24 protein-coding genes and 1 pseudogene are annotated in these 24,240 nt (G+C 66.2%); 8 read left to right on the top strand and 17 right to left on the bottom strand.

Going from position 1 to position 24,240, the window contains the following annotated elements:
• Positions 1-113 precede the first annotated feature (113 nt).
• A complete protein-coding gene (locus BJY26_RS05375; RefSeq protein WP_179426343.1) occupies positions 114-1,088 on the top strand; it encodes a sigma-70 family RNA polymerase sigma factor in 975 nt (324 codons plus the stop codon).
• Between the two features lie 11 nt (positions 1,089-1,099).
• Here the strand turns inward: BJY26_RS05375 and BJY26_RS05370 are convergent, their stop codons facing one another.
• Positions 1,100-1,882 carry a VOC family protein gene (locus BJY26_RS05370; RefSeq protein ID WP_179426341.1) on the bottom strand — a complete coding sequence of 261 codons (783 nt, stop codon included), beginning with the start codon at positions 1,880-1,882 and terminating at the stop codon, positions 1,100-1,102.
• A gap of 159 nt (positions 1,883-2,041) precedes the next feature.
• On the opposite strand from BJY26_RS05370, the gene BJY26_RS05365 reads away from it, so the two are divergent.
• From BJY26_RS05365 to BJY26_RS05355, 3 genes are read left to right on the top strand one after another with little or no spacing between them, the layout of a single operon-like run.
• Positions 2,042-2,530 (top strand): (2Fe-2S)-binding protein, encoded by a 489-nt coding sequence (locus BJY26_RS05365; RefSeq protein WP_179426339.1) that lies wholly within the window; start codon positions 2,042-2,044, stop codon positions 2,528-2,530.
• Complete coding sequence (locus BJY26_RS05360; protein WP_179426337.1) at positions 2,527-3,504, top strand: FAD binding domain-containing protein; 978 nt, start codon at positions 2,527-2,529, stop codon at positions 3,502-3,504. Before BJY26_RS05365 ends, BJY26_RS05360 begins: the two co-directional genes overlap by 4 nt.
• Positions 3,501-5,552, top strand: a complete 2,052-nt coding sequence (locus tag BJY26_RS05355; protein WP_179426335.1) for a xanthine dehydrogenase family protein molybdopterin-binding subunit — start codon at positions 3,501-3,503, stop codon at positions 5,550-5,552. Before BJY26_RS05360 ends, BJY26_RS05355 begins: the two co-directional genes overlap by 4 nt.
• Positions 5,553-5,590: 38 nt before the next feature.
• On the opposite strand, the gene BJY26_RS05350 is transcribed toward BJY26_RS05355, so the two are convergent.
• The 6 genes from BJY26_RS05350 to BJY26_RS05325 form a co-directional block, all read right to left on the bottom strand.
• Positions 5,591-6,814 (bottom strand): hypothetical protein, encoded by a 1,224-nt coding sequence (locus BJY26_RS05350; protein WP_179426333.1) that lies wholly within the window; start codon positions 6,812-6,814, stop codon positions 5,591-5,593.
• Positions 6,815-6,829: 15 nt separating this feature from the next.
• A complete protein-coding gene (locus BJY26_RS05345) occupies positions 6,830-8,029 on the bottom strand; it encodes a M20 metallopeptidase family protein (protein WP_179426331.1) in 1,200 nt (399 codons plus the stop codon).
• Positions 8,026-9,528 carry an amidase gene (locus BJY26_RS05340; RefSeq protein ID WP_218852264.1) on the bottom strand — a complete coding sequence of 501 codons (1,503 nt, stop codon included), beginning with the start codon at positions 9,526-9,528 and terminating at the stop codon, positions 8,026-8,028. Before BJY26_RS05340 ends, BJY26_RS05345 begins: the two co-directional genes overlap by 4 nt.
• A 5-nt stretch (positions 9,529-9,533) precedes the next feature.
• On the bottom strand, positions 9,534-10,838 hold the full coding sequence (locus BJY26_RS05335; RefSeq protein ID WP_179426329.1) for a metal-dependent hydrolase family protein: 1,305 nt from the start codon (positions 10,836-10,838) through the stop codon (positions 9,534-9,536).
• On the bottom strand, positions 10,835-11,446 hold the full coding sequence (locus tag BJY26_RS05330) for a TetR/AcrR family transcriptional regulator (RefSeq protein ID WP_237249106.1): 612 nt from the start codon (positions 11,444-11,446) through the stop codon (positions 10,835-10,837). The genes BJY26_RS05335 and BJY26_RS05330 overlap by 4 nt, the downstream gene beginning before the upstream one ends.
• An 87-nt stretch (positions 11,447-11,533) precedes the next feature.
• Positions 11,534-12,436 (bottom strand): LysR family transcriptional regulator, encoded by a 903-nt coding sequence (locus BJY26_RS05325; protein ID WP_179426325.1) that lies wholly within the window; start codon positions 12,434-12,436, stop codon positions 11,534-11,536.
• Positions 12,437-12,554: 118 nt separating this feature from the next.
• Between BJY26_RS05325 and BJY26_RS05320 the strand changes: the two genes are divergently transcribed.
• The 3 genes from BJY26_RS05320 to BJY26_RS05310 all read left to right on the top strand — a co-directional run bounded on the left by BJY26_RS05320 (position 12,555) and on the right by BJY26_RS05310 (position 15,476).
• The gene (locus BJY26_RS05320; protein WP_179426323.1) at positions 12,555-13,928 is read left to right on the top strand and encodes a M20 family metallopeptidase; all 1,374 of its coding nucleotides are present in this window, start codon (positions 12,555-12,557) and stop codon (positions 13,926-13,928) included.
• The gene (locus tag BJY26_RS05315) at positions 13,925-15,208 is read left to right on the top strand and encodes an MFS transporter (RefSeq protein ID WP_179426321.1); all 1,284 of its coding nucleotides are present in this window, start codon (positions 13,925-13,927) and stop codon (positions 15,206-15,208) included. The genes BJY26_RS05320 and BJY26_RS05315 overlap by 4 nt, the downstream gene beginning before the upstream one ends.
• 76 nt (positions 15,209-15,284) lie before the next feature.
• The gene (locus tag BJY26_RS05310) at positions 15,285-15,476 is read left to right on the top strand and encodes a hypothetical protein (RefSeq protein WP_179426319.1); all 192 of its coding nucleotides are present in this window, start codon (positions 15,285-15,287) and stop codon (positions 15,474-15,476) included.
• 11 nt (positions 15,477-15,487) lie between these two features.
• On the opposite strand, the gene BJY26_RS05305 is transcribed toward BJY26_RS05310, so the two are convergent.
• A complete protein-coding gene (locus BJY26_RS05305) occupies positions 15,488-16,150 on the bottom strand; it encodes a ThuA domain-containing protein (protein WP_179426317.1) in 663 nt (220 codons plus the stop codon).
• The gene (locus BJY26_RS05300; RefSeq protein ID WP_179426315.1) at positions 16,147-17,262 is read right to left on the bottom strand and encodes an NAD(P)/FAD-dependent oxidoreductase; all 1,116 of its coding nucleotides are present in this window, start codon (positions 17,260-17,262) and stop codon (positions 16,147-16,149) included. The genes BJY26_RS05305 and BJY26_RS05300 overlap by 4 nt, the downstream gene beginning before the upstream one ends.
• 171 nt (positions 17,263-17,433) lie before the next feature.
• On the opposite strand from BJY26_RS05300, the gene BJY26_RS05295 reads away from it, so the two are divergent.
• Positions 17,434-18,030 (top strand): PepSY domain-containing protein, encoded by a 597-nt coding sequence (locus BJY26_RS05295; protein ID WP_179426313.1) that lies wholly within the window; start codon positions 17,434-17,436, stop codon positions 18,028-18,030.
• A 78-nt stretch (positions 18,031-18,108) separates the two neighbouring features.
• On the opposite strand, the gene BJY26_RS05290 is transcribed toward BJY26_RS05295, so the two are convergent.
• The 8 genes and pseudogenes from BJY26_RS05290 to pcaG form a co-directional block, all read right to left on the bottom strand.
• On the bottom strand, positions 18,109-18,540 hold the full coding sequence (locus BJY26_RS05290) for a large conductance mechanosensitive channel protein MscL (protein WP_179426311.1): 432 nt from the start codon (positions 18,538-18,540) through the stop codon (positions 18,109-18,111).
• Between the two features lie 116 nt (positions 18,541-18,656).
• Entirely contained in the window at positions 18,657-19,832 is a 1,176-nt protein-coding gene (locus tag BJY26_RS05285; RefSeq protein ID WP_179426309.1) for a 4-hydroxybenzoate 3-monooxygenase, read from the bottom strand.
• A gap of 9 nt (positions 19,833-19,841) precedes the next feature.
• Positions 19,842-20,495, bottom strand: a complete 654-nt coding sequence (locus BJY26_RS05280) for a 3-oxoacid CoA-transferase subunit B (protein WP_179426307.1) — start codon at positions 20,493-20,495, stop codon at positions 19,842-19,844.
• Entirely contained in the window at positions 20,492-21,139 is a 648-nt protein-coding gene (locus BJY26_RS05275; RefSeq protein ID WP_237249107.1) for a 3-oxoacid CoA-transferase subunit A, read from the bottom strand. The genes BJY26_RS05280 and BJY26_RS05275 overlap by 4 nt, the downstream gene beginning before the upstream one ends.
• A gap of 78 nt (positions 21,140-21,217) precedes the next feature.
• Positions 21,218-21,586 (bottom strand): annotated as a pseudogene (pcaC, locus tag BJY26_RS18970) (4-carboxymuconolactone decarboxylase); the annotation flags it as partial.
• Positions 21,583-22,314, bottom strand: a complete 732-nt coding sequence (locus tag BJY26_RS05270; protein ID WP_179426303.1) for an alpha/beta fold hydrolase — start codon at positions 22,312-22,314, stop codon at positions 21,583-21,585. The gene BJY26_RS05270 and the pseudogene pcaC, both read right to left, overlap by 4 nt.
• Positions 22,311-23,693, bottom strand: coding sequence for a lyase family protein (locus BJY26_RS05265; protein WP_237249089.1), 1,383 nt, complete (start codon positions 23,691-23,693; stop codon positions 22,311-22,313). The genes BJY26_RS05270 and BJY26_RS05265 overlap by 4 nt, the downstream gene beginning before the upstream one ends.
• Positions 23,680-24,237 (bottom strand): protocatechuate 3,4-dioxygenase subunit alpha, encoded by a 558-nt coding sequence (gene pcaG, locus BJY26_RS05260; protein ID WP_179426299.1) that lies wholly within the window; start codon positions 24,235-24,237, stop codon positions 23,680-23,682. Before pcaG ends, BJY26_RS05265 begins: the two co-directional genes overlap by 14 nt.
• Between the last annotated feature and the right edge of the window lie 3 nt (positions 24,238-24,240).

Here is a 24,240-nt window from a genome sequence, read left to right as displayed (position 1 = left end):
TGGCCGCCCCGCGCGCCGCGCATACCGGAAAGCGCGCCGCGCCGTATAGGGCGCCCCGTCATGACTACGCGTTCCATACGCGGCGGGGCGTTTTACAGGTAGCATTTACCTGTATGACGGTTCGACAAGCGGAGCCAACGACGGCCGAACCCGCCGATCCCGAGATTTTCCGGCGCGAGTTGACCGGGTACTGCTACCGCATGCTCGGCTCCGGCGCCGACGCCGAAGACGCCGTGCAGGAAGTCATGCTGAAGGCATGGCGAGCAGCCGGAAAATTCGAAGGCCGGTCAAGCCTGCGTTCATGGCTCTATCGGATCGCCACCAACACGTGCATCGATGCCATTCGCGCCGGTTCGCGCCGCGCCATGCCCGTGCAACTCGGCCCGGCCCGCCCGCCGGTTGAGGAGTCGCTTGCGGACGTCCTGCCGGATGGGTCGTGGGTCTCGCCCATCGCCGACGACCGCGTCCTCCCGCCCGAGGCCGATGCGGCCGACCATGCCGAATACCGGGAAAGTATCCGGCTGGCGTTCGTGGCCGCCCTCCAGCTCCTGCCGGCCCGGCAGCGCGCCGTCCTGATTCTCCGTGAGGTATTGCGCTGGCGCGCCGACGAAGTCGCTGCTCTCCTCGACGTTTCCGCCGCGGCAGTCAACTCGGCGCTGCAACGTGCCCGGTCGACGCTTGCCGCGACGCGCACCGAGTCGGCAAGGCCGCTCGATGCGCCGTCCGCCGAACTTGTCGACAGGTACGTGGACGCGTTCGAGCGCTACGACATCGCCGAATTCACGCGGCTGCTGCACGCGGACGCCGTGCAAACCATGCCGCCGTTGGCCATGTGGCTGCGCGGTTCGGACGACATCGGCCGTTGGATGCTCGGCGTCGGCGCGGAATGCCGCGGCTCGCGCATCCTGCCCACGTCGGCAAACGGCTGTCCGACGTTCGCCCAGTACCGGATCGACCCCGCCGGCGGGCACGCGCCGTGGGCGCTGCACGTACTGGCGGTCCGCGGCGGCAAGGTCGCTGGAATCCACTCGTTCCTCGACGCCGCGAACCTGTTCGAGGCTTTCGGCCTGCCGGCCCACTTGGACTGACCGGGCTCGACTTACACAGGGCAGCCCTCGTCCTGGACCGAGACGACCGAGAACCTGACGCCTGCCGGATCGGCAACTTCGGCAACCCGGCCGAACGGCGAATCCTTGGCCTCCCCGGTCACCGATCCCCCGAGGGAAGGCACGCGGCCCAACACCTCGTCGGTGTCGGCCACGCCGAAGTAGACGTTCCACCCGTCACGAAGCGGGCCTCCCATCGTGCGAGTGTCCATGATGCCGGCCAGCGGCGACCCACCGGCGCCGAGAGTTGTGTATTTGAACCCGGGATCGTCGCTCATCACGGAGGCCTCGAGACCGAGGACCTGCCCGTAGAATTCGACGGCTGAATCGTAATCGGACGTACCCAACTCGAACCAGCACGGCGCCCCGACTGCCGCCATGACGGAGCAGCCGGCGAACTCCTTCGCCTGCCAAATACCGAATTCGCTGCCGGCCGGGTCGGCGAACATCGCATTCAACCCCATGCTGCCGATCTCCATGACGTCCGAGAGCGCTTTGCCGCCGGCGCGGGCCACCGCCGCCGACGTCGCCTGCGCATCAACGGTGTTCACGTGAATGCCCCACCGGTCCGCGGTCTCCATGCTCGGACTGTTCGGCATACCGCCGGCGATTGGCGCACCGTCGAGGAAGTACATGTAATATCCGCCGAATTCCGGGGCACCGGCGCCGGCCGTCCAGCCGAAGATCCGTTCGTAAAACGCGTTACTGCGTTCGACGTCGCTCGTCAACAGATCAATCCAGCACGGAGCACCTGCCGGAAACTTCTGCTCGCTCATGGTCTGTCTCTTTTCTTCTTGGAGCCCCCGCTGGCCGGGAACACTATCGGGTAGACGATCGGGCCGGCCAAAACTCATCGACGGGCGACGACCAATCCGCGGTCTGATTTCCCTTGTCGGCCGACAAGGCTGCGGGTACGTTTACCAGAGGAGGCGACAATGGATGCTTCGATCACCATGACCGTCGACGGCCGCGAACACACCCTCACCGTTGACACGCGCACGACCTTGCTGGACGTCGTCCGCGATCATTTGAACAACTGGTCCCCCAAGAAGGGCTGCGATCACGGTCAATGCGGCGCGTGCACCATGCTGGTGGACGGTCGGCGCGTCACGACGTGCCTGTCGCTGGCGGTCGCACAGGACGGCCGGGACGTCGTCACTGCCGCCGGACTCGCCGACGGCGACCAATTGCATCCGGTGCAGCAAGCCTTCATCGACCAAGACGCGTTCCAATGCGGCTACTGCACTCCCGGACAGGTGTGCTCGGCGGTCGGCATGCTCGACGAAGCCGGCGGCGCCGACCTCAGCGACGACGAGATCCGCGAACGAATGAGCGGCAATCTATGCCGGTGCGGCGCTTACGTGAATATCGTTGCCGCCGTCCGTCAAGCCGCGGACGGCGCGCCGGACGGCCGGCGCTCATGATTCCCTTCGCCTACTCGCGGGCGGACACCACCGCGGACGCCGTCCGGGCGGTTTCCGCGGACCCGGACGCCGCATTCATCGCCGGCGGCACGAACCTCGTCGACCATATGCGGCTTGAAATCGCCACGCCGCGCACCCTCGTCGACGTCAGCCGGCTGCCGCTCGGCGACGTGATCGACACTGCCGACGGCGGTGTCGCCATCGGGGCGTCGGTCCGGAACAGCGACCTCGCCGAGCACCCGGCGGTCCGCAGCCGCTATCCGGCACTGAGCACAGCCTTGCTCTCCGGTGCCTCGGGCCAGCTGCGCAATCTCGCGACGACCGGCGGCAATCTGCTCCAACGCACCAGGTGCCCGTATTTTCACGACCCGACCACGCCGTGCAATAAGCGCGAGCCCGGCACGGGATGTTCGGCGCTCGGCGGATATGCGCGCGATGCCGCCATCTTCGCTGCCACGCCCGACTGCGTCGCGACGCATCCGTCCGATATGGCGGTGGCCCTGGCTCTCTACGGCGGCGTCGTGCAGGTGCTCGGCGCCGCCGGCGATCGGGAGATTCCGCTCAACGAGTTCTACGCGAACGAGGATCCCAGCCACGATACGGTTCTGGCGCACGGCGAACTGATCACCGGCGTGCGACTGCCGCCGCCCACCGGGGCGCCGTCAACGTACCGGAAGGTGCGCGACAGAGAGTCGTACGCGTTTGCGCTGGTCTCCGTTGCGGCGTCCTTGAGGGTCGACGGCGGGCACGTGGCCGACGTGCGGATCGCGTGCGGCGGGGTTGCGCACAAGCCGTGGCGTGCGGCGCGTGCCGAAGAGGCGTTACGCGGAGCCCCGGCATCCGCGGCGTCCTACGAGGCGGCCGCCGACGCCGAACTGGCCGCAGCCGATCCGCTCCCCGGCAACGAATTCAAGCGTCGGCTGCTGCGCGGAACTTTGACGGCGGTATTGAGCGAACTGTCGGAGGAGCAATGAGTACGCCCCGCATCGACGGCGAGCTGAAGGTCCGCGGCCTGGCGCCCTTTGCTTATGAGCAGCGGACCGAACGTCCCCTCTACCTCTTTCCGGTGTTGTCGCGGATCGCCGCGGGACGGGTTGCCGCGCTCGATACGGCGGCAGCCGAAGCGGCCCCGGGCGTGTTTGCCGTGTTGACGCATGCCAATGCGCCGAAGCTTGCTTCGACCGACAACCTGGAGCTTGCCGTCCTGCAATCCGCGGACATCGGCTTCCGCGGGCAAATCATCGGCGCCGTGCTGGCCGAAACTCCGGAAGAAGCGCGCTATGCGGCGGGCCTGGTGGGGCACTCGTACGACGAGTCCGCGCACGATGCGCGATTCCGCGTCGACCACCCGGACGCGTACACCCCGGAGGGCGTGAACGGCGGTCAGCAGGCGGACGTTTCGAAAGGCGATGTCGACGCGGCGCTGGCGTCCGCACGCACGGCGGTCGACCATGTCTACACGACCCCCATCGAGCACAACAACCCGATGGAGCCGCACACGGCCGTCGCCCAGTGGGACGGCCGGACTCTCACCTTGTTCGACTCCACGCAGGGCGTCCATCCGGCGCGGAGCGTACTGGCACCGCTGTTCGGGCTCGAACCGGACCGGATGCACGTGATCTCGCCGTACGTGGGCGGCGGGTTCGGGTCGAAGGGCACCCCGCACGCCGGCGAAGCGCTCACGGCACTTGCCGCTTTCGCGGCCGACGGCCGGCCGGTGAAGTACGCGCTGACCCGGCAGCAGATGTTCCCCCTGGCGGGGTACCGCGAGCCGACGCATCAACACATCCGGTTGGCTGCGGATCCAGGCGGTCGGCTCACGGCGGTCAGCGTCGACGTCACCGAGCCCACCTCGAAGATCAAGGAGTTCGCCGAACAGGCCGGCGTGCCGGCGCGCACCATGTACGCGGCACCGAATATCCGGTCGACGCATCGGCTCGTGCCTCTCGACGTCCCGGTTGCGTCGTGGTTCCGCGCGCCCGGCGAATGTCCCGGCATGTTCGGGCTGGAGACGGCCATGGACGATCTGGCCGCGGCCGCGGGCATCGATCCGATCGAATTGCGACGGAGAAACGATACGGACGTTGATCCGATGTCCGGCAAGCCGTTCTCGGCGCGTCATCTTGTCGAATGCCTGGACACCGGCGCCGAGCGCTTCGGGTGGGAACGGCGCCGTCCGGAGCCCGGCTCCCGCCGCGAGGGGGACTGGCTGATCGGGCTCGGTGTGGCAAGTTCAACGTACCCGTTCGTGCGGATCCCCGGTTCGGTCGCGCGCGTGCGGTACCGGGCGGACGGGCGCTACGAAGTCGGCATCGGCGCCGCCGAACTCGGCACGGGCACGTGGACGTCGCTGACGCAGATCGCTGCCGAGGCGCTGGGATGTCCGAAGGAATCGGTCATGCTGGCCATTGGCGACACCGACGAGCCCAACGCCACTATCGCCGGCGGCTCGTCGGGCACCGCCAGTTGGGGCGGGGCGATAATCGCGGCGGCCGACGAGTTTCGGGAGAAGTTCGGCGAACGGCCCGAACCGGACGACGAGGTCCGGGCCGAAAGCCCGACCGTGACGGACGCCGAGAACTTCTCGCTGCATTCGTTCGGCGCGCAATTCGCCGAGGTGCGAGTGAACTCACGCACCGGCGAGGTCAGGGTCGACCGGTTGCTCGGCGTGTTCTCGGTGGGCCGGGTGATCAACGCCCGGACGGCGCGCTCGCAGTTCATCGGCGGCATGACCATGGGGCTCGGCATGGCATTGCACGAGGAAAGCGTCATGGATCCGCGGTTCGGCCATGTGGTCAATCACGATCTTGCCGGCTATCACGTTCCCGCATGCGCCGACGTGCACGATATCGACGCCATCTGGCTGGATGAGCGCGACGAGCACGCCGGCAAGCTCGGGGCCCGCGGCATCGGCGAGATCGGCATCACCGGCACGGCCGCCGCCATCGCCAATGCCGCGTACAACGCAACGGGCGTGCGCGTGCGCGATCTGCCGTTGACGCTGGACAAGTTCCTCCGCTGACGGCTGAGGGCTCGCCGACTCCGCGGCAGTCCGGGCGGTTAGAGCGTTTTCACCAGGAGACTGGCAATCACCACCGACCCGGCCGTAACCGTCGTGAATCCTCCAATGATCATCGGGGCGAGAACCTCGCCGAGAATCGCTTCGCGTTCCTCATCGGTCCGGCCGACGCTGCGGCTCACTTCGTGCGAGATCAAGTAGTCGACCGGGAACCCGAACAGCGCCGTCAACGCGACGGGGATGCCCTTGAACGGATCCCACCGGAAGATTTTCGATCCGATGTACCCGCCAATCACCAGCCCGATGGTGCCGACGATGACGATGGTGGCGACCACCGGCAGCAAGCTCACTATCTGCTTCACCGACACGTCGGTGGATGAGGCCAGCACGATGAAGATCAAGCCGACCATTGCAATGGTGAAACCATTGGCCTTTTCCAGTGCCCTTGGCGGATAGATGCCGAAGTACGCGCCGACAATCCCGATGGCCAGTCCCCACAAGCTGTAGCTGATGCCGGTGAGGTTCCCCAGCCCGACGGCGATGGCGCCGCCGACGAAGATGATGAACAGCAAGACCATACTGCTTTGCAAGTACTTGTCCGGGATCAGTTTGAACCGGGCGGGCTTGTCCGCCGCGACTACGGCATCCGGATCGATCGCCGCAGCTCCCCCGCCGCTGCCGGCAGGTGCTCCCTCGCCGCCGACCGCGATGCCCGCCTTCTGCCGGTTGTCCACACTGTTACGAAAGGTCTTGGCATGGCGACGCAGCAGGTTCGACGTCAACGGCATCCCTACCAGCCCCTGCAACACCAACACCATGAGCGGGATGGCGACGAGGCTTCCCAGCCCGGCTGCTTTCAGCGACTTCGATGTGATGATGAACGCGATCAGGCCGCCGTTGAGGGGCCCGGCCCCGGCAACCGATGACGCGTAGCCGAAGATCGGCGTCACTACCGCAGTGATCAGCAAGACCGCCACGACCATCCCGCAGACGGCGATCAAGACGGCTTTGTACTGCTTCTTGATGACGCTCACGGGGATCAGCGTGCCCATATGCACCAGCAGGGCCGGTTGCAACACCGTGCCGACCACGGCGAACGTCGAGGCATCAATGATGTTCTTGGGCACTACTCCGATCTGGAGCAGAACGAACAGCACAACGATGGTGATGAGCAGCGCCGGCGCCTTGGCGCCGGTCCAGATCGAGACCAGCTCGCCGAGCGCAATGACGGCCAGCACGATCATTGAAGCGACTACCGGATCCATACGGTTCTCCTTTCGTCAGCCTGCTGCCGTGGCGGCCGCGGCTTGCAGCTTCGACCAGGCCAGCTGCGCCAGAGCAGCGGACTGGTCGGCCAGCACGTCGTCATCGAAGTAGATGCGCGGAGAGTGGTTCGTCGCGCTGTCCGGGTCGATCCCGTCGGGCGTGGCCAGCAAGAACAGGAAGGTGCCGGGCACTTCTTCCAGTACGAAGGAGAAGTCCTCCGACCCCATCCGCGGATCCGGGGACTCGACCACGCGGTCGTCGCCAAAGGACTCCCGGAGGACCGACAGGGCTTCGGCGGTTGCGGCGTCGTCGTTAACGGTCACGGGGTAGCTGACGTCGAGTTCGACTTCGGCGGTGCAGTCGTGAGCGGCTGCAATACCGTCGGCGAGCGATTTCGTCTTGGCGATCACGAGGTCCAACGACTTGTTCGACAAGGTGCGGATTGTCGCACCGAGCTTGGCGGTGTCGGGGATGACGTTGATTGCCTCGCCGGCTTCCAATTGCGTCACAGTGACAACTATCGGGTCGAACACGCTGAATTGCCGTGTCGCCATGGTTTGCAGCGCCGTCACCATTTCGGCGAGCGGCGGCACCGGGTCGGTGGAATTCTCCGGCTGCGATCCGTGCCCTCCGGCGCCATGCATGGTGACCCACAGCTTGTTGGCACCGGCCATGATGGTTCCCGGGCGAGTGCCGAATTGGCCTTTCGGGCCGGGGCCCACGTGGATCGCGTACGCGGCAACGGGACGTTCCCCGGCAACGTCGAGCAGCCCCTCCTCCAACATGATCTTCGCGCCGCCTTCGCCTTCTTCGCCGGGCTGGAACATGAAGATCACGCTGCCGGCCAGTTCGTCCCGGTGGGCGGTCAGGAGTTTGGCGGCCCCGACCAGGCCGGCGGTATGCAAGTCATGCCCGCACGCGTGCATGGCACCGTTGGTCGACGCGAAATCGAGGTCGGTCAGCTCGGTCACGGGCAGCGCGTCCATATCGCCGCGCAACAGCACGACCGGGCCGGGCTTGCCGCCGCGCAGCACTGCCACGATGGACGTCGTGTCGGTGCCGAGAGTGATGTCCAGGCCGAGATCGGCAAGTTCGGCAAGCACTGTCTTTTGAGTTTCGGGCAGCTGGAGGCCGACTTCCGGGGATGCGTGCAGCGTGCGCCGCAGCGCGATGAGTTCCGGGTGGATGGTCTTCGCTTCATCGACGAAGTTCATGATCGATCGCCTTTCATTGTCGTGTCGGTGTTCGGGTGATTGGTGAAGAGGCTTGCCGCCTGGATCAAGGTCCGGCCCATCCGTTCGATGACTGCCGTTTCGCCGGCATCCATGCCGTCGTCCAGGTCGGGCACGGGAGTCGGGGTCGCAGCCGGGTCGGGCGAAGGACGGCGTGTGTGCCAGTCGGTGCGGCACTGGTACGCGTGGCCGATGCCCAGAAGACGCGCATCCGTCATCGGCGGGCCGATCAACTGCAGCGACACCGGCATGTGCTCGTCGTCGAATCCCATCGGCACGGCAAGCGCCGGGAATCCCGTCGCGTTCCACGCCGCTGTCAGGTTCAGCTGCTCTTGCGGCATGCCGCCGTTGGACTGGTACGGCGGGGCCCCCGTCGGCCAGGTCGGCGTGGCGACGGCATCCAGGCCGGCCATCCGTTCCCGCATGGTCGCCGCTATCGATCTGGCGTAGGCACGAGCCGACAGGTACCCGTCGTCCGTGACGATCGCCCCGGCCGCGGCAATCCGGCGGAGCGACCTGCCGTAGTCGTTCCATCGGGACGTGAGATCGTCTCGGTGTACCACGTACATCTCGCGGATCATGATGGTCATGGTCGCAGCGATCATGGCGTCGATCTCGGACAAGTCGAAGTCGACGATGTGTGCGCCGGCATCTTCCATCTCGGCCATGGCGCGGCGAAACGCAGCCAGGCACGCCGCATCGATATCTCGGGACGGATCGCTGAGCAGCGTCCACGGCACACCGATGCGTCGACCGGCGAGATCGTCGGACGGTTCCCGCGGCGGCGTGCCCGTCATCACGTCGAGCAGAACTGCGCAATCGCGCGCGCTGTGCGCCATTGGACCTATCACGTCGAGAGAGTCGCTGGCCGGCAGACAGCCGTCCATGGGCACGAGACCGCGAGTGGGCTTCAGTCCGGTGATGCCGCACATCGCCGCCGGAATACGGACGCTGCCCGACGTGTCGGTGCCGAGACCGGCCGGGAACAGCCCTGCTGCGATTCCATTGGCCGTTCCGGTGCTCGAACCGCCCGTCCACCGGCCCAGATCCCACGGGTTGCGGGGGATCGGGAACTGCAGGGCCGGGTCCGGCCGGCCCGCGGCGTGTTCGACCATCGTCGTCTTTCCGATGATGACGGCACCGGCGTGCCGCAGACGCGCGATCACTTCGGCGTCGCGGCCGCGCCGCCAATCGGGGTCGTGGACGGCGCTCTGCCCGGTCGCGACCGCCTCCCGGGTCGCGATGAAGTCCTTCACGCCGAGCGGGACGCCGGCAAGCGGGCCCAACGTGTCGCCTCGGGCCGCGGCCGAGTCGACGGCGTCGGCCGCACCGCGCGCGTCATCGTCGAAACGAACGAGATAGGTGCCGAGCAACAGATCGAGCGCGTCGGCTGCCTCGAGGCAACTGTCAACCAACCGGCGACTGGTGAGCGATCCGCTTGTCACGGCCGCAGCCAGGGCAGGCAGATCCGCCGCCGTCACCGGGTTCACGCGCCGGGCCCGGACTCGACCGGCCTGCCCGGAAACCAGCCCTCGAGATCCTTGACGAGCCGGCCGCCCTGCAGGATGGCGCCGATCGTCGCCGGATCGGCCAGCGCGGTGATATCGGTCAACGGATCGATCTCGGTGATGACGATATCGGCGAGCTTGCCGGCTTCGAGTGTGCCGATGTGCTCGTCCAAGCGCATAAGGGCCGCGGCGTTCCGCGTGCCGGCCACGATGGCGTCCATCGGAGCGAGTCCGAGTTCGACGAGGTGACCGAGTTCCTTCAGGTTCACGCCGTGCGGGCACACCGCCGAGTCGGTGCCCATTGCCACCTTGACGCCGGCCTGCAGCGCTTTGGCCACGTGCGAGCGGGCAATGGCAGACCAGCGGACCTTCTTTTCGTAAAGGTAGCCGGGCACGTCGTCCGGCGAGGGCACTCGGAGGGCGGAACTGAGGGTCGGCACCAGGAACGTGTCGTGTTCGAGCATCAGCTCAATGCCTTCGTCGTCGATCTCGTACCCGTGTTCGACGCTCGCGACGCCGCCGCGGATCGCTTCGATGATGCCGGCGGTACCTTGCGCGTGCGCCGCCACCGGCTGGCCTTGGCGCCGGCCCATCTCTTCGACGATGAGGCGCACATGATGCTCGGGGACGCCGAGGTCGTGCGGTGTGTCGGACGGACTGGACACCCCTCCGGTCGTGCAGACCTTGATCACGTCGGCGCCCGAGCGGACGAGAAGACGGACGGTGCGCCGGACGTCGTCGTCCGAGTCGATGATCGGGCCGACCTCGCCGAACGGGGGTCCGACATAGGTGCCGTTAGGCAGGTGGTGGTCGGTGTGGCCGCCGGTTGGCGAGAGCGCTTGAATTGCCAAGTGCATGCGCGGCCCCACGATGGTGCCGGCCGTGATGGCGTCGCGATACCCGGCGTCCAACCCCGCCAAATCGCGTGCCGTCGTAATGCCGGCCATCAGGGTTTTCCGAATCGTCGCGGCGGTTTCGAGGATGCGTTCGGACGGATGCTGGGCGAGCACTTTCGCGGGTTTCGCCTCGAGGTTCAAGGCCAGATGCACGTGCGAATCGATGAAGCCCGGGAGGATTGTCTTCCCGGCCAGGTCGACGGTCGTGGCGTCGGCGTCGGCGTCAGCGAGCCTGCGCGGCCCGGCGTACGTGATACGACCCGATTCGATGGCGATCTCGCAGTCCCGGACCGGCTCGCCGCCGTTGCCGTCGATGAGCGTGGCGCCGACCAGGCGCATCCGGGTGTTGCCGGGTGAAGGAGTCAGCGGAAGACGGGCGGTGGTCATTGTCGGTTGCCTACTTTCGAAGGGTGTGTGAGAGGTGGCGAGTGCACGAGGGCCGTGGCGAGCGCCCGGACTTCGCCGTCGTCGATCTCGGCCAGCCGCACCGTGTTGCGGTAGATGGTGAGCCCGGCCAGGGCGTCAAGGATGAGGTCCGTGTCGGTGTTCTCGGGCAGGTCGCCGCGGTCCATCGCGCGGCGCAGGATTTGCGTGCCCATGCGTCGCCTGTCGACGAGGAACTCATCCCAGAAATATTGACGCACGGCCGGGTCGGTGATGGACGCCCAGATGTTGTGAGCCTTGTCGGTGCCGAAACCCCGTGCCCGCTGGTTTTGGACATTGCGCCACGCGTGCACGACGAGGTCGTCGACGATATTGCCGGTATCCGGCAGCTCGCCGAGCTGCGAGCTGTGTTTCAATGCGGCGGCCGCGAGCGCCGCCTTGTTCTCCCACCGTCGGTAGACGGCAGTCTTACCGCACCCGACCGCGGCAGCGACATGTTCGATCCGCAGGGTCGCGTAGGCATCGGTTTGCAGTTGCCGCAGCGTTTCATCCAGGATCTTCTCGGTGAGCCCGGCGTCCGGCGGCCGGCCGATCGATGTGACTTCCGTCATAAGCACGAGTGAACCACAAATTTGCCCGTAACGATACGGAACGTTCCATATTGTTTATATTGTGAGACGGCACTGCGGCAGTCGGGGCTATGCGGCGATGCACCCCAACTCGGCAACGACGAAATCGACGAAACCCTGAACGGCGGCCGGCAATCGGCGGCCGGCTGCCGTTTGTACCTGGAGAGTTCGCTGGCGCAATTCCTTTTCCCGAAGCGGAATAGCAACTACTTCGCCGTTCTCGAGATCTTTGATGATGGTGATGGCGCCGAGCAGGCTGACGGCGTCACTGCAGCTGATGAATCGCACGGTTGCATCCGGGTTGTCGCAGACGAGCACGGGATCGATAGGGGCCCCGTTGGACGCAGTGACGACATCGATCAGCCGCCGATTCGTCGTGTTCGGCGTGTTGAGCGCCACCGGAAATTTCAATAGGTCTCGAAGCCCCACGACGTCGTACGACGCCAACACGTGGCCGGGGCGCACGACAGCCATCAGCGGTGCCGGCGCCGAATGCACGATTTCAACGCCCCGCTCGATCGCCAGATTGAATGTCACAGCGAGATCCGCCGCCCCGTCGCGAACCATTTGCGTGGCCTCGGCAGGATCCGTCAGGTGCAACACGAACCGTGCGCCGCTGTGGACGCTCCGATACTTCCCTGCCAATCGCGGGAGAAATTCGTGACCGACACCATTCGGCGCCGCAAGCCGAATGACAGTGTCGGCGGACCGACTCTCGTGAATTTCATCAATCACGTGCCCGGCGTCTTGGACTGCGCGGTGGGCGTACTTGGCAAACCGGTGTCCGGCCTCCGTCGGACGGACGCCCGCTGAAAGCCTCTCGAACAACTGTGCCCCGGTCTCGTGCTCCAATTTCGACATCTGCCGGCTCACTGCTGACGCGGCAACGAAAAGTTCGCGGGCTGCAGCGTTCACCGACCCGGATTCATAGACGGCCAGAAAGTAGCGCAAAGCTGGATCGTAAAGCGGCATTCCCTCACCGTATCCTCAAACCATTGCCGTTTCGGCAACGCTGAGCCGCACATAAACGCATACGCCAAATGCTCGATAACTCTTGTGGCACACATTCCCGCTGTGGAATTTTGAGTTCATGAATAGACCCAGCGCCATCGACCTGGCAACCGAATACTTCGATTCCGGACGGTTCAAAAGTGATCTGGCACGCCGCGTCGCAATTCGCACGGAGAGCCAAGACCCGGACAGCGGGCCGGAGCTGCGTCGGTATCTGGGCGAGCAGATCATTCCGGACGTCGAACGGCTGGGCTTCAGCGCGCACGTCGTGGACAATCCCGTCTCACCGCAGCATCCGTTCCTCATCGCCGAACGCCGCGAGGGCGATTCGCTGCCGACCGTGCTGACGTACGGGCACGGCGACGTGCAGCGCGCCCACGCAAAATCGTGGCGCGACGGGCTCGACCCCTGGAAAGTGACAGTCGACGGCGAGCGTTGGTACGGCCGCGGCACCGCCGACAACAAGGGCCAGCACACCGTGAACCTCGGCGCTCTCGAGCAAGTGCTCAAGGCGCGTAACGGTCGGCTCGGTTTCAACGCCAAAGTGCTCATCGACATGGGCGAGGAGTCCGGCTCGCCCGGCCTCGAAGAAGTCTGCGCCCTGCACAAAGACGCACTCGCCGCCGATCTGCTGCTCGCTTCGGACGGACCGCGGCTGGCTGCGGATTTGCCGACGTTGTTCCTGGGGTCCCGCGGCGCGGCAAACTTCACGCTTAAATTCCGCGCACGGGACGAAAGCCACCACTCCGGTAACTGGGGCGGCGTCCTGAGCAATCCCGCCATCGTCATCGCGAATGCGCTGGCCGCCATGGTCGACGGGCACGGCACACTGCTCGTCGACGGCTTGCGACCTCCCACGATTCCCGCTGCCGTCCGGTCGGCGCTGGCTAAGATCTCGGTCGACGATTCGCCGGACAGCCCGCGGGTCGACCCCGGGTGGGGCGAACCCGGCCTGACGCCGTCCGAGCGGCTTTTCGGGTGGAACACGCTCGAAGTGCTGGCCATGATCGCCGGCAACCCGGACGGCCCCGTCAATGCCATTCCGAACGAGGCGCGAGCGCATTGCCAGCTTCGCTTCGTCGTCGGGACGAATGCGGCCGATATCGAGGCGATCCTTCGGAAGCATCTGGACGACCACGGATTTCCCATGGTCGAGGTCGACGTGGAGCACATGATGCCCGCCACTCGCCTCGACCCCGAGGATCCGTGGGTGACGTGGGCGCTGAAATCCATCCAGGAGACGACCGGTAAGGACGCGGGCCTGTTGCCGAATTTGGGCGGGTCGCTCCCGAACTCCGCATTTGCCCACGTGCTTGGGCTGCCGACCATTTGGATTCCGCATTCCTATCCCGGATGCGCTCAACACGCGCCGAACGAGCACCTGCTCGGCTCGCTCATGCGCGAAGCGCTGCAAATCATGGCCGGCTTGTTCTGGGATCTCGGTGAAGCATGAGCATCCCCGCCGACAAAGCCACCAAGCAGCCGATGGGTGCCACACGGATCATCGTGGCGGCCTGCGTCGGCAATGCTCTTGAGTGGTACGACATAGCCGTCTACAGCTTCTTTGCCGTCTATATCGCCAAAGCGTTCTTCACCAATGCCGATCCTGCCGTGTCGTTGGTGCTGACCCTCGGCACGTTCGGAGTCTCATTCCTCATCCGACCGCTGGGGGCGTTGGTCCTCGGATCGTTCGCCGACCGCGCCGGCCGTAAGCCGGCGCTGACTCTCTCGCTCGGGCTCATGGTCGTCGGCACGCTGCTGATCTGCATCATGCCTCCCTACGCGACGATCGGAGTCCTCGCACCCATCGGGATCCTCATAGCTCGGCTGATTCAGGGGTTTGCGGCAGGCGGCGAGTTCGGCAGCTCGACGGCGTTGATGGTCGAACATCTGCCCGGTCGGCGCGGATTCGCCGCGAGCTGGCAATTCGCCAGTCAGGCCATGAGTTCGCTGTTGGCCGCGCTCATTGGGACTGGCCTGACTACCTTAATGAGTTCGGAGGACCTGTATTCCTGGGGATTCCGCATTCCGTTCATCGTGGGACTTCTGGTCGGACCGGTCGGGATCTACATTCGGCGCCACGTGCCCGAGCCGGCCGAGTCCGCCGCAGTCATCTCCAGCCGGGTCGCCGGCCGACCGGTGCGTACGGTGTTCGCCAGGCAGAAACTCCTCGTACTACTGGTCATCGGTGTCCTTGCCGTCACCACTTGCCTGAACTACATGATCACGTACATCCCGACCTATGCCATCAAGACCCTCCACCTCCCCGACTCGAGCGGCTTCATTGCGACGATCGTCGCCGGAGTCGTCCTCTTGATCGTCGCTCCGATTGCCGGCCACTACTCGGACCGAATCGGCCAGTTGACGATCATGCTCCCCGCAGCCGGCCTGATTCTCGTGTTCATTTACCCGATGTTCGCCTGGATGGTCGCGTGGCCGGTTCTGGCCGTGCTGCTCGTCGTACTGTTCTTCATGGCACTTTTCAAGGGCGCCTATTACGGGCCGATGGCGGCGATCATGGCTTCCATCTTCCCGCCGGAGACCCGAGCAACGGGCATGGCGCTCGGCTACAACGTCGGCGTCACCATCTTCGGTGGATTCACGCCGCTCGTGGCCACCTGGCTGATCAACACCACCGGCAACGACATGGCGCCGAGCTTTTGGGTCATCTTCGCCGCGGTGGTCAGCACTGTCAGCCTCATCGGCATCTGGAAGAAGCTGGGGGCCCGGTAAAAGCCGGGCTGTTGACAGACGGCCCGTCCGACGCTGCCATGGAAGTACCGGCATCCATCGGTAGGAGGTAACCGCAATGACCATTCCACCCGAGCCGGGCCCGCCGTCTCCGACTCCGGAACCCCAGCCGATTCCCATGCCCGAGCCGACTCCCGAGCCGCCCAGCCCGGAGCCGCCCGGCCCCGCTCCGATGCCGCCGTCGCCCGATCCGCGGCCGACGCCGTCGCCCGAGCCGGAACCGCAGCCCGGACCGACGCGCGACGCGTGAAACCGACCGGCTTATCCGTTCAGCAGCCAACGGCTCTCGCGGATGAGCAATTCGACGCGGGCCGGAAAGTCGTACGAGCGCAGGTCGTGTCCCAAGGTGTCGACGGCCACGCGACCGTCGCCGTGTCGCCGCGACCACGCGATCGGGTGCTCCGTGCCGTCCATCGTGTGCGATGCCGTCACGCTGACGGCCGGGTCGACGTTCAGAAAGCTGTACATTTCATCGAACACCGTGAAGTCGTCCAGCCCGCGCGTGACGTCCGGGCTGTCGGCGTGCACTGTGACACCCCAGTTGCCGATCGGCGGGTGCATGGTGATGCCGCGATTCCACTTGCCGCCCAGTAGCCGTTCCCAATCGTCGAATTCGGAGAACGCGCCGACGGAATTGTGTAGTGCCAGCAGGCCGCCGCCCGACCGCACAAATGATTCGAGCGCCTGCAACGCCGTCGCCCACTCGCTGAGCGGCGCATCGATCTCGGACGCGGCCCCGTATCCCATATTGACGGCGACCATTTCAACGTCGTCCAGCGCCCCAAATTCCTCCGGCCGAGCGGCCCGAACGCGCACATCCGGATCGAGATCTTCGACGATCCGCCCGACCCGCACCGACGTGGCCACGTGATCGTGCCACTGGCTGTCGTACCTGTCGCTGCCGCTGAACACCAGTATCGTCATATTGCGGCTCCGTTCGTTGGTTGTGCTTCCGGTGCGAAGGCGCCCACGTCCATCTGCGGGTCGTCCTCCATGATCAGATCGGCGATGAGCTCGCCGCTGACGGGTCCCATGGTCAGTCCGCCGGCTCCGAATCCCGTGCTGACGAACAGGCCGGGGACGCCGGGCAGCCGGCCGATCTGCGGGCTGTCGGCCAGCGGCCGCAAGCCCACCCGCGTCTCGAGCACGGTTGCGCCGGCCAGCCCGGGGGCAACGGCCAGCGCATTGGCAAGCACCTCCTGCTGGCCCGCGGCGGTCACCCGCGCGTCGAACCCGCCGTCGGCCTCACGGGTCGCACCCACCACGACCCGGGAATCATCGAATGCCACAAGATAATGACTCGTCTGCGGAATCACCGACGGCCACGGGGACGTATCCACGCCCGCGAGACCCAAATGCACGATCTGTCCGCGCTGCGGTGCGACGGGCAGCCGGACGCCAAGCGGCTCGAGCAGCGCATTCGTCCAGCAGCCCGCGGCCACGACTGTCGCATCCGCCGAGACCCGCACTCCGTCACAGTGCACCCGCCCGTCCGCGTCAAGCGTCGCCGTCCCGCCCAGTATCCGGGCGCCCAGCGACCCCGCTGCACTCAGCAGGCCCTCCCGTAAACTGCGTCCGTCCACGCGCGCACCGCCCGGAATGAGCAGTGCCGAGTACTCGCCTCCCAGCGGCGGAAACAGTTCCCGTGCCGCGGAATTATCGAGCCGAGACAACTCACCGACGAGCGGAGCCGACTCCGCCCGGCCGCGCACGCGCTTTTCGACGTCGTCCAGTTCGCCGCCGTCCGCCGACACCACCAGCGAACCGTTCCGCTGAAAGTCGACGGGCGTCGATTCGACGAGCGCCAACCGGTCGAGCAAGGTCGGATAATAGCCGGCCCCCAGAGCGTACAGGTCGTAATACGGGCCCGCCGCGTTCGTCGCCCACGGCTGGATGATTCCGGCACCGGCCGAGGTGGCACGTCCGGTGGAATTGGAATCGATCACGCTGACTCCGACGCCGCGCCGGGCCAAGGCAAACGCTGCGGCGGCCCCGGCGATGCCGGAGCCGACAACTACGACGTGCTCAACGCTCATACCCACCATCTTGCCTGCTCGGAGCCCGGGAGTTAAAGGCCGGTTAAGTCCGTGACAAGGGTTCATTAGCCGGCTTGAAACCGTCCTCGACCGGCGAGAGCGTGGAATCAAAGCACAAAACCGATACGGCGAATCCGATCCCGATCGGTCCCGTCAACGTAAGGAAGACTCATGACTCACCGTTTTCGAACACTGGCAGCCGGCATCGCCATCGTGGCGGCAGGATCGCCGGCCGCGTGCTCCCAGGGAAGCGACTCGGGCATGCAAAGCGGAGGCGATACGACGTCGACCCAGCAGTCGAACCACGATAATGAACGGTCCGGCGACGCCGTCACCCGCGACGAGGCCGGCAAGGTCGCCACGGACAAATACGGCGGCAAAATCAAGGATGTCGACAACGACTACTACAACGGCAAACCCGTCTGGGAAGTCGAAATTCGAGGCAGCGACAAGGGCCGCATCGAAGTGAAGGTCGAGAAGTCCACCGGGAAGATCCTCCACATGAAACACGACGAAGACAATTCCGACGACGATTCGAGCGATGCCGCGCAAACGGACAACAGCCAGTCCGGAAAGAACGCCGTCAGCCGCGACCGGGCCGGTAAGATCGCCACGGACAAGTACGGCGGCACCGTCAAAAACGTCGAGAGCGACGACTACAACGGCAAGCCTGCATGGGAAGTCGAAATTCGAGACAGCAAGCAAGGCCGCATCGAAGTGAAGGTCGAGAAGTCCACCGGGAAGATCCTCCACATGGAACACGACTGACCCGCCGGCTCAATACGCAAAACGCGGCGCGGCGTCGGGAACGCCGCGCCGCGTTTTGCGGTCGCTGCCGCGAAAAAGTTAGACGGCGTCGGCCGGCTGCTCCGTTCCGCAGTACTTGCACTTGCTGGCTTCGGCCGGGATGTCGGCCGAGAGGCATGCCGGGCAGGTCTTCACTGGAGCCGGGTCGCCGAAGGCTTCAATTCCACGCCGGGCCTGGATGTGCTTGTACGGCACGACGATGACGAAGTAGACGACGGCCATGAAGATGACGAAGTAAATGATCGCCGAAATGAAGGCGCCGACATTCAAGAACGTGGCATCGCCGCCGCCGTCGCGGAGTTGCCAGCCGAGCCCCGGCCCGCTTCCGCCTTGGATCGCTGCAACGAGCGGGTTGATCACGGCATCGGCAAATGCCTGGATGAGGGTACTGAATGCCAGCGCGACGACCAGTCCGACTGCAGCGATGATGACGTCACCGCGCATCAGAAAGTTCTTAAAACCCCTAAACATGTCCTGTCCTCTCTCGATTACGGCAGTACGGTGCCGCCGGGCTAAACCATAGCGCATCACAGAATACGCATAGGGGAATTTATTCGGGCAAGTCGTCAATCGGCCGCCGGCCGCAGTTAGTAGGGCATCCCGGTGTAGTTTTCGGCCAAGCTTGCCTGGGCGATCTCGGATCCCATCACGTAACGCAATTGGCTGGCCTGCAGTTCGTTGGTGAAAGCATCGTCGCTGACGTGCATCATCGTTGTCATCCAGTACGAAAAATGCGTGGCACGCCAGAGCCGGGCCGCCGCGTCACTCGGATACGAATCGATGAGCCGGTCGTCGTTCGCGGTGAACTTCGCATGCAGTGCCCGGGCCAGCAGCACGACGTCTGAGATCGCCAGATTGAGCCCCTTGGCGCCGGTTGGCGGCACGATGTGTGCGCTGTCCCCGGCCAACACCAGATTGCCGTGCCGCATCGGCGCCGAGACGAACGAGCGCATCGGCAGCACCGATTTGTCGATGACCGGGCCGGTGTTGAGGCTCCACCCGTCGTACGCGAACCGGCGGGCCAGCTCGTCCCAGATCCGGTCGTCGGACCATGCGTCGACCTTCTCGCCGGCCGGAACCTGCAAGTAGAGCCGCGACACCTCGCGCGAGCGCATCGAGTACAACGCGAATCCGCGCTTATTGCGCGAATAGATCAGGTCGTCGGTGGCCGGGGCCGTCTCGGCCAAAATGCCGAGCCACGCGTAGGGGTACTCCTTTTCCAGCACCGACCGCCGCGCCTCCGGGATGGCCGGTCGCGAGATTCCGTGGAATCCGTCGGTGCCGGCGATCACTGCGGCATCCACGCGGCAGGAGGCGCCGTCGGAGTCGCGGTAGGTCACGTACGGCGCATCGGTGTCGACGTCGTGCAGGGCGTCGCCGGAAATCTCCCAATCGATCCGCTGCCCGTCGGCGTCGGCAGCGGCAATCAGGTCCTTGACGACTTCCGTCTGGCCGTACACCCACACGCTGCGGCCGCATCCGGCCTCGAAGTCAAGGTGCGTCCGGCGTTCGCCGTGCTGCAGGTAGATGCCGCCGTGTCGCATGCCCTCGCGGTTCAACCGGTCCCCCAGGCCGGCGGCCCGCAGGACGTCGACGGATCCTTGCTCGAGGATACCGGCACGGATCCGGGCCTCGGCGTAGGAGCGGGATCGGTTCTCCAGCACCACCGATTCGATGCCCGATCGGCGCAGCAGGTGGGCGAGCAGGAGCCCTGCGGGTCCGGCGCCGACGATCGCGACCTGAGTGCGGGACCTGTTATCCATCGAACGCTCCTATCCGGCCGATTCGAGAAGGTCGAGCCCGGTCATGTCGCGCACGTCGTCGACGGTGAACCCACCGAAGGTTTCGGAAACCGCGAACCCGTCCGCCGTCACGTCGATGACCGCGACGTCGGTGTACACGCGGCTGACGCATCCGACCCCGGTCAGCGGATACGTGCATTCGTCCACGAGTTTGCTGCTGCCGTCCTTGGCCAGCAGGTTCATCATCACGAAAACCCGTTTGGCGCCGATCGCCAAATCCATGGCGCCGCCGATCGCGGGGATCGCGCCGGGGGCCCCGGTGCTCCAATTCGCCAGGTCCCCGCCGGCCGACACTTGATAGGCGCCGAGCACGCAGATGTCCAGGTGACCGCCGCGCATCATGGCGAACGAGTCGGCGTGGTGGAAGTAGGCTGCCCCCGGCAATTCCGTCACCGGCACCTTGCCGGCATTCAGCAGATCGGGATCGACTTTGCCGGGCTCGGCCTCGGGCCCCATACCGAGCATCCCGTTCTCGGTGTGCAGGATGACGCCGCTGCCGGGCGAGAGGTAGTTCGACACGGTGGTGGGCAGGCCGATCCCGAGATTCACGTAGGCGCCGTGCGGGATGTCGGCGGCGACCCGTTCGGCGATCTGTTCGCGGGACAGCCGTGTGTTCTCGCTCATGCCTGCTCCTTCACCGGGGCAGGCTGCACCTGCGTCCGGACGACGCGATCGACGTAAATGCCGGGCGTCACCACGTTCTCCGGGTCGATGCCGCCAAGCGGCACGACGTCCTGTACTTGGGCAATTGTCGTGGCCGCGGCAGTCGCCATGATCGGGCCGAAATTACGCGCCGTTTTCCGGTAGACGAGATTGCCGCGGACGTCGGCCCGGTGCGCCTTGATCAACGCGACATCTGCCCGAATCGGCATTTCGAACACGTACCCGCGTCCATCGATAGTGCGCGTTTCCTTCCCCTCCGCCAGCGCCGTGCCGTAGCCGGTCGGGGTGAAGAACCCGCCGATCCCGGCGCCGCCCGCGCGGATACGCTCGGCCAAATTGCCTTGCGGGACGAGTTCCAACTCGATCTCGCCGGCCCGGTACAGCTCATCGAACACCTGCGAGTCCTTTTGACGCGGGAATGAGCAAATGATCTTGCGTACCTGCCCGGCCTTCAGCAGCGCCGCAAGACCGACTTCGCCGTTGCCGGCGTTGTTGTTGACGACCGTCAGATCGCGCGCACCCTGATGGCGCAGCGCGTCGATGAGTTCCCACGGTTGCCCGGCGTTGCCGAAACCGCCAATGAGCACCGTCGAGCCGTCCGCGATGTCGTCGACGGACTTGTCTGCGTCGAAGACTTTGTCCGTCTCGGACGCCGGCTGCTCGCCGGCGTGCACGTCGGCCAGCACGCGCTGGGCGACCTTGAACGCCGAGTTGGCCGCGGGCACGCCCACGTAGATGGCGCTTTGCAACAGCACCTCCTTGATTTCGGAGTCGCTGAGGCCGTTGCGGACGGCTGCGCGCACGTGCATGCCGAGTTCGTCCAGGTGGCCGTGGGCCGCGAGTGCGGTCAACACGGCAATGCTCCGATCGCGGCGGGCCAAACCGGGCCGCTGCCAGATATCGCCCCAGGCGTAGCGGGTGATGAAGTCTTGGAAGTCGCCGGTGAATTCGTCGGCGCCGGCCGAGGCAGCGTCGACGTGCGCGCCGCCGAGTACTTGGCGACGCACGTTCATCCCCTCCCGGCGGCGGTCGTCGTCGGTGGCCGGGCTCATGAATTACCTCCGATGAAGTCGGTCAGGGCGTCCGCCACGGCGGCGGGTTGTTCGATGGGCGCCAGGTGCGCCGCGTCCGCGATCTCGGTGAATGCGCCGCCAGGGACCCGGTCGGCTGTGGCGCGCGCGTCGCCGGGCGTCACGACCTCGTCGAACTCGCCGGCCAGCACCAGCGTGGGCACCGTGATCTCACCGAGCCGGTCACGCACGTCGAAGTCGGCCAGCATCTCGCACAGCAGGGCATACGATTCGTCGTCCGCGTCGCTGAGCTCGCCGAGTAGCCGGCCGCCGGACGCCGGGTCGCGGGCCAGGAACCCATCGGCGAACCAGCGCCGGGCCGACCCGTCCACCAGCGACGGCGTACCTTGTGCGCGGACTTGCGCGGCCCGGTCGTGCCAACCGTCGGCGTCGCCGATTTTCGCATTGGAGCAAATGACCGTGAGCGTGTGCAGTCGGCCGGGATGGCGCAATGCCAGTTCGAGTCCGACCGCACCGGAGATCGATACGCCGGCGAAGTGGAACGTGTCCAGGCCGAGCCCGTCGGCGATCTCCACGACCTGATCGGCCAGCGCCGCGGCCGTGAGCGGGGTCGTGGCGGGCTTTTGGGTGCCGTGGCCCGGGATGTCGTAGCCCCAAGCCGCAACGTCGCCGGACAAGAGCGCCGGAACCTTGCTCCACAAGGTCGTGGAAGTGCCGAGCGACGGGCCCAGCAGGAGGGATTCGGTCATGCGTCACCTTTCGTGGCCCGGCGGGCGGCCGCGGCACTTTCGTACCGGGCGAGCGTGCGGTCGATGATCAGTTCGGAAGCGCCGAGGTATTGGGCCGGGTCGAGTAGGTCGTCGATCTCCCCGGACCGGGCCGTGCCGAGCTCGGCGATCAGCAATCGGCGCAGATCGGCGCCTTCCGCAGCCCGGACGACAAGGCGCCGGACGGCGTCGCGGCCGATTTCCGGAGCCAGCTCGAGCATGAGCCGCTCACTGACGATCAGGCCGCGGCTGAGTCCGACGTTGCGGCCCATGCGTTCGGTGTCGACGGTGAGGTGCGCGGCGAGGTCCGCTGCCAGTTCGGCGGCGCCGCCCGCCAGCCGGAGCAGCTCGATGAGCGCCGCCCATTCGGCATGCCAGTCGCCGTCCGGCCTTTCATCGGCGGGCGCGGCCGCCGCATGCAAGGTGGCGGCCAAGGCGGGCGCCTGCACGTGCGCGGACTTGATCAGTACCGATCTCACGGGGTTGCGCTTTTGCGGCATGGCCGACGACCCACCGCCGGTGCCTTCGGCGAGTTCGCCGATCTCGGTACGGCTCAGGGTTGCCACGTCGGTAGCGATTTTGCCGAGCGCATCGGTAATGCGCACGCAGGCATCGGCCACCATCGTCACGGGCGTCCGATCGGTGTGCCAAGGCACGTCCGGTGCCGCCAGCCCGAGCCGGTCGGCAAACGACTGGACGACCTCGAGGGCGCGGCCCGGGCTGCTTGCCGCCGCCAGCGCCGACAATGTGCCGGACGCCCCGCCCAATTGGATCGGCAGGTAGTCGCGGACGCTGCGAGCGCCGGTCGCGGCCCGCAGGACTCCGCCAAGCCAGCCGGCGGATTTCAGGCCGAACGTGGTCGGCACGCCGTGTTGGGTGAGGGTGCGGGCGGCCATCACGGCGTCCCGATAGCGGTCCGCGAGCCGCGCCAGCGAGTCCTCGACCGACTCGAGGTCGGCAAGCATGACGTCGAACGCTCCGGCCGAGGCCATCATCAACGCGGTATCGATGATGTCCTGGCTCGTTGCTCCGCGGTGCACGTACCGGCTTGCCGAATCATCGACGGCGGCGACGCGCTCGCGCAGGTCGGAAAGCAGCGGGATCAGCGGGTTGCCGCCCTCACGGCTGCGAACGGTGATCGACACCATGTCGTACGCGCCTTCGCGTGACGCGGACTCGATCGCTTCCGCGGCGGTACCCGGTATGACGTCGTGGTCGGCCAAGGCATGGCCGAGTGCTGCTTCGGCCCGCAGCATGGACGCGATGACGACGGCGTCGCTCGTTGCGTGCGCCACCCGGGTTCCGGCCCAGACCGGGGAGAGCAGGCCGACGTCCGCCGAGGTCACGTCAGCCGAAGGCAAGGAAGACCGTCTCATTCTCGCCCTGCAGCCGTAGGTCGTGACGCAGAGATCCCTCGCCATCCTCGGTCGCCGTGAGGGTATCCCGTTCCGCCGGGTCGAGCGAGGTCAGCAGCGGGTCGGCAGCGTTCAAATCGGCGTATCCGGGCAGGTAGATGCGGGTGTGGAGTTTGTCGAGCAGACCGCGCGCCAGGACGACCACGGCAATGAACGGCGCGACGTCCGGTCGCTTCGGGTCGATGCCCGGGATCACCGTGAAGAACCGGAAGTGTCCGTCGGCGTCGGTTTGCGCGCGGCCGAAGCCGGTGAAGGTGCGATGGTCGCGCCGCAGCGAACCGGTCTCCTGCACGACGGTGCCGGCCTCGCCGACCTGCCAGATCTCGATGAGGCCGTCCGGCACCGGGTCGCCGTGCCCGTCGTAAAGGTAGCCGTGCAGAGTGACGGCGCGCGCGTCGTAGGGGCCGACGAGTTCGGGGCCGTCGTCATACGGCAGCGAATAGTGGAAGAACGGGCCGACGGTCTGGCCGGGTGTTGGTTGGGACGTCATTGT

The sequence above is a fragment of the Spelaeicoccus albus genome, from assembly GCF_013409065.1.
GTDB classification, from domain to species: Bacteria; Actinomycetota; Actinomycetes; order Actinomycetales; family Brevibacteriaceae; genus Spelaeicoccus; species Spelaeicoccus albus.
This window is presented reverse-complemented; position numbering and strand designations above follow the sequence as displayed.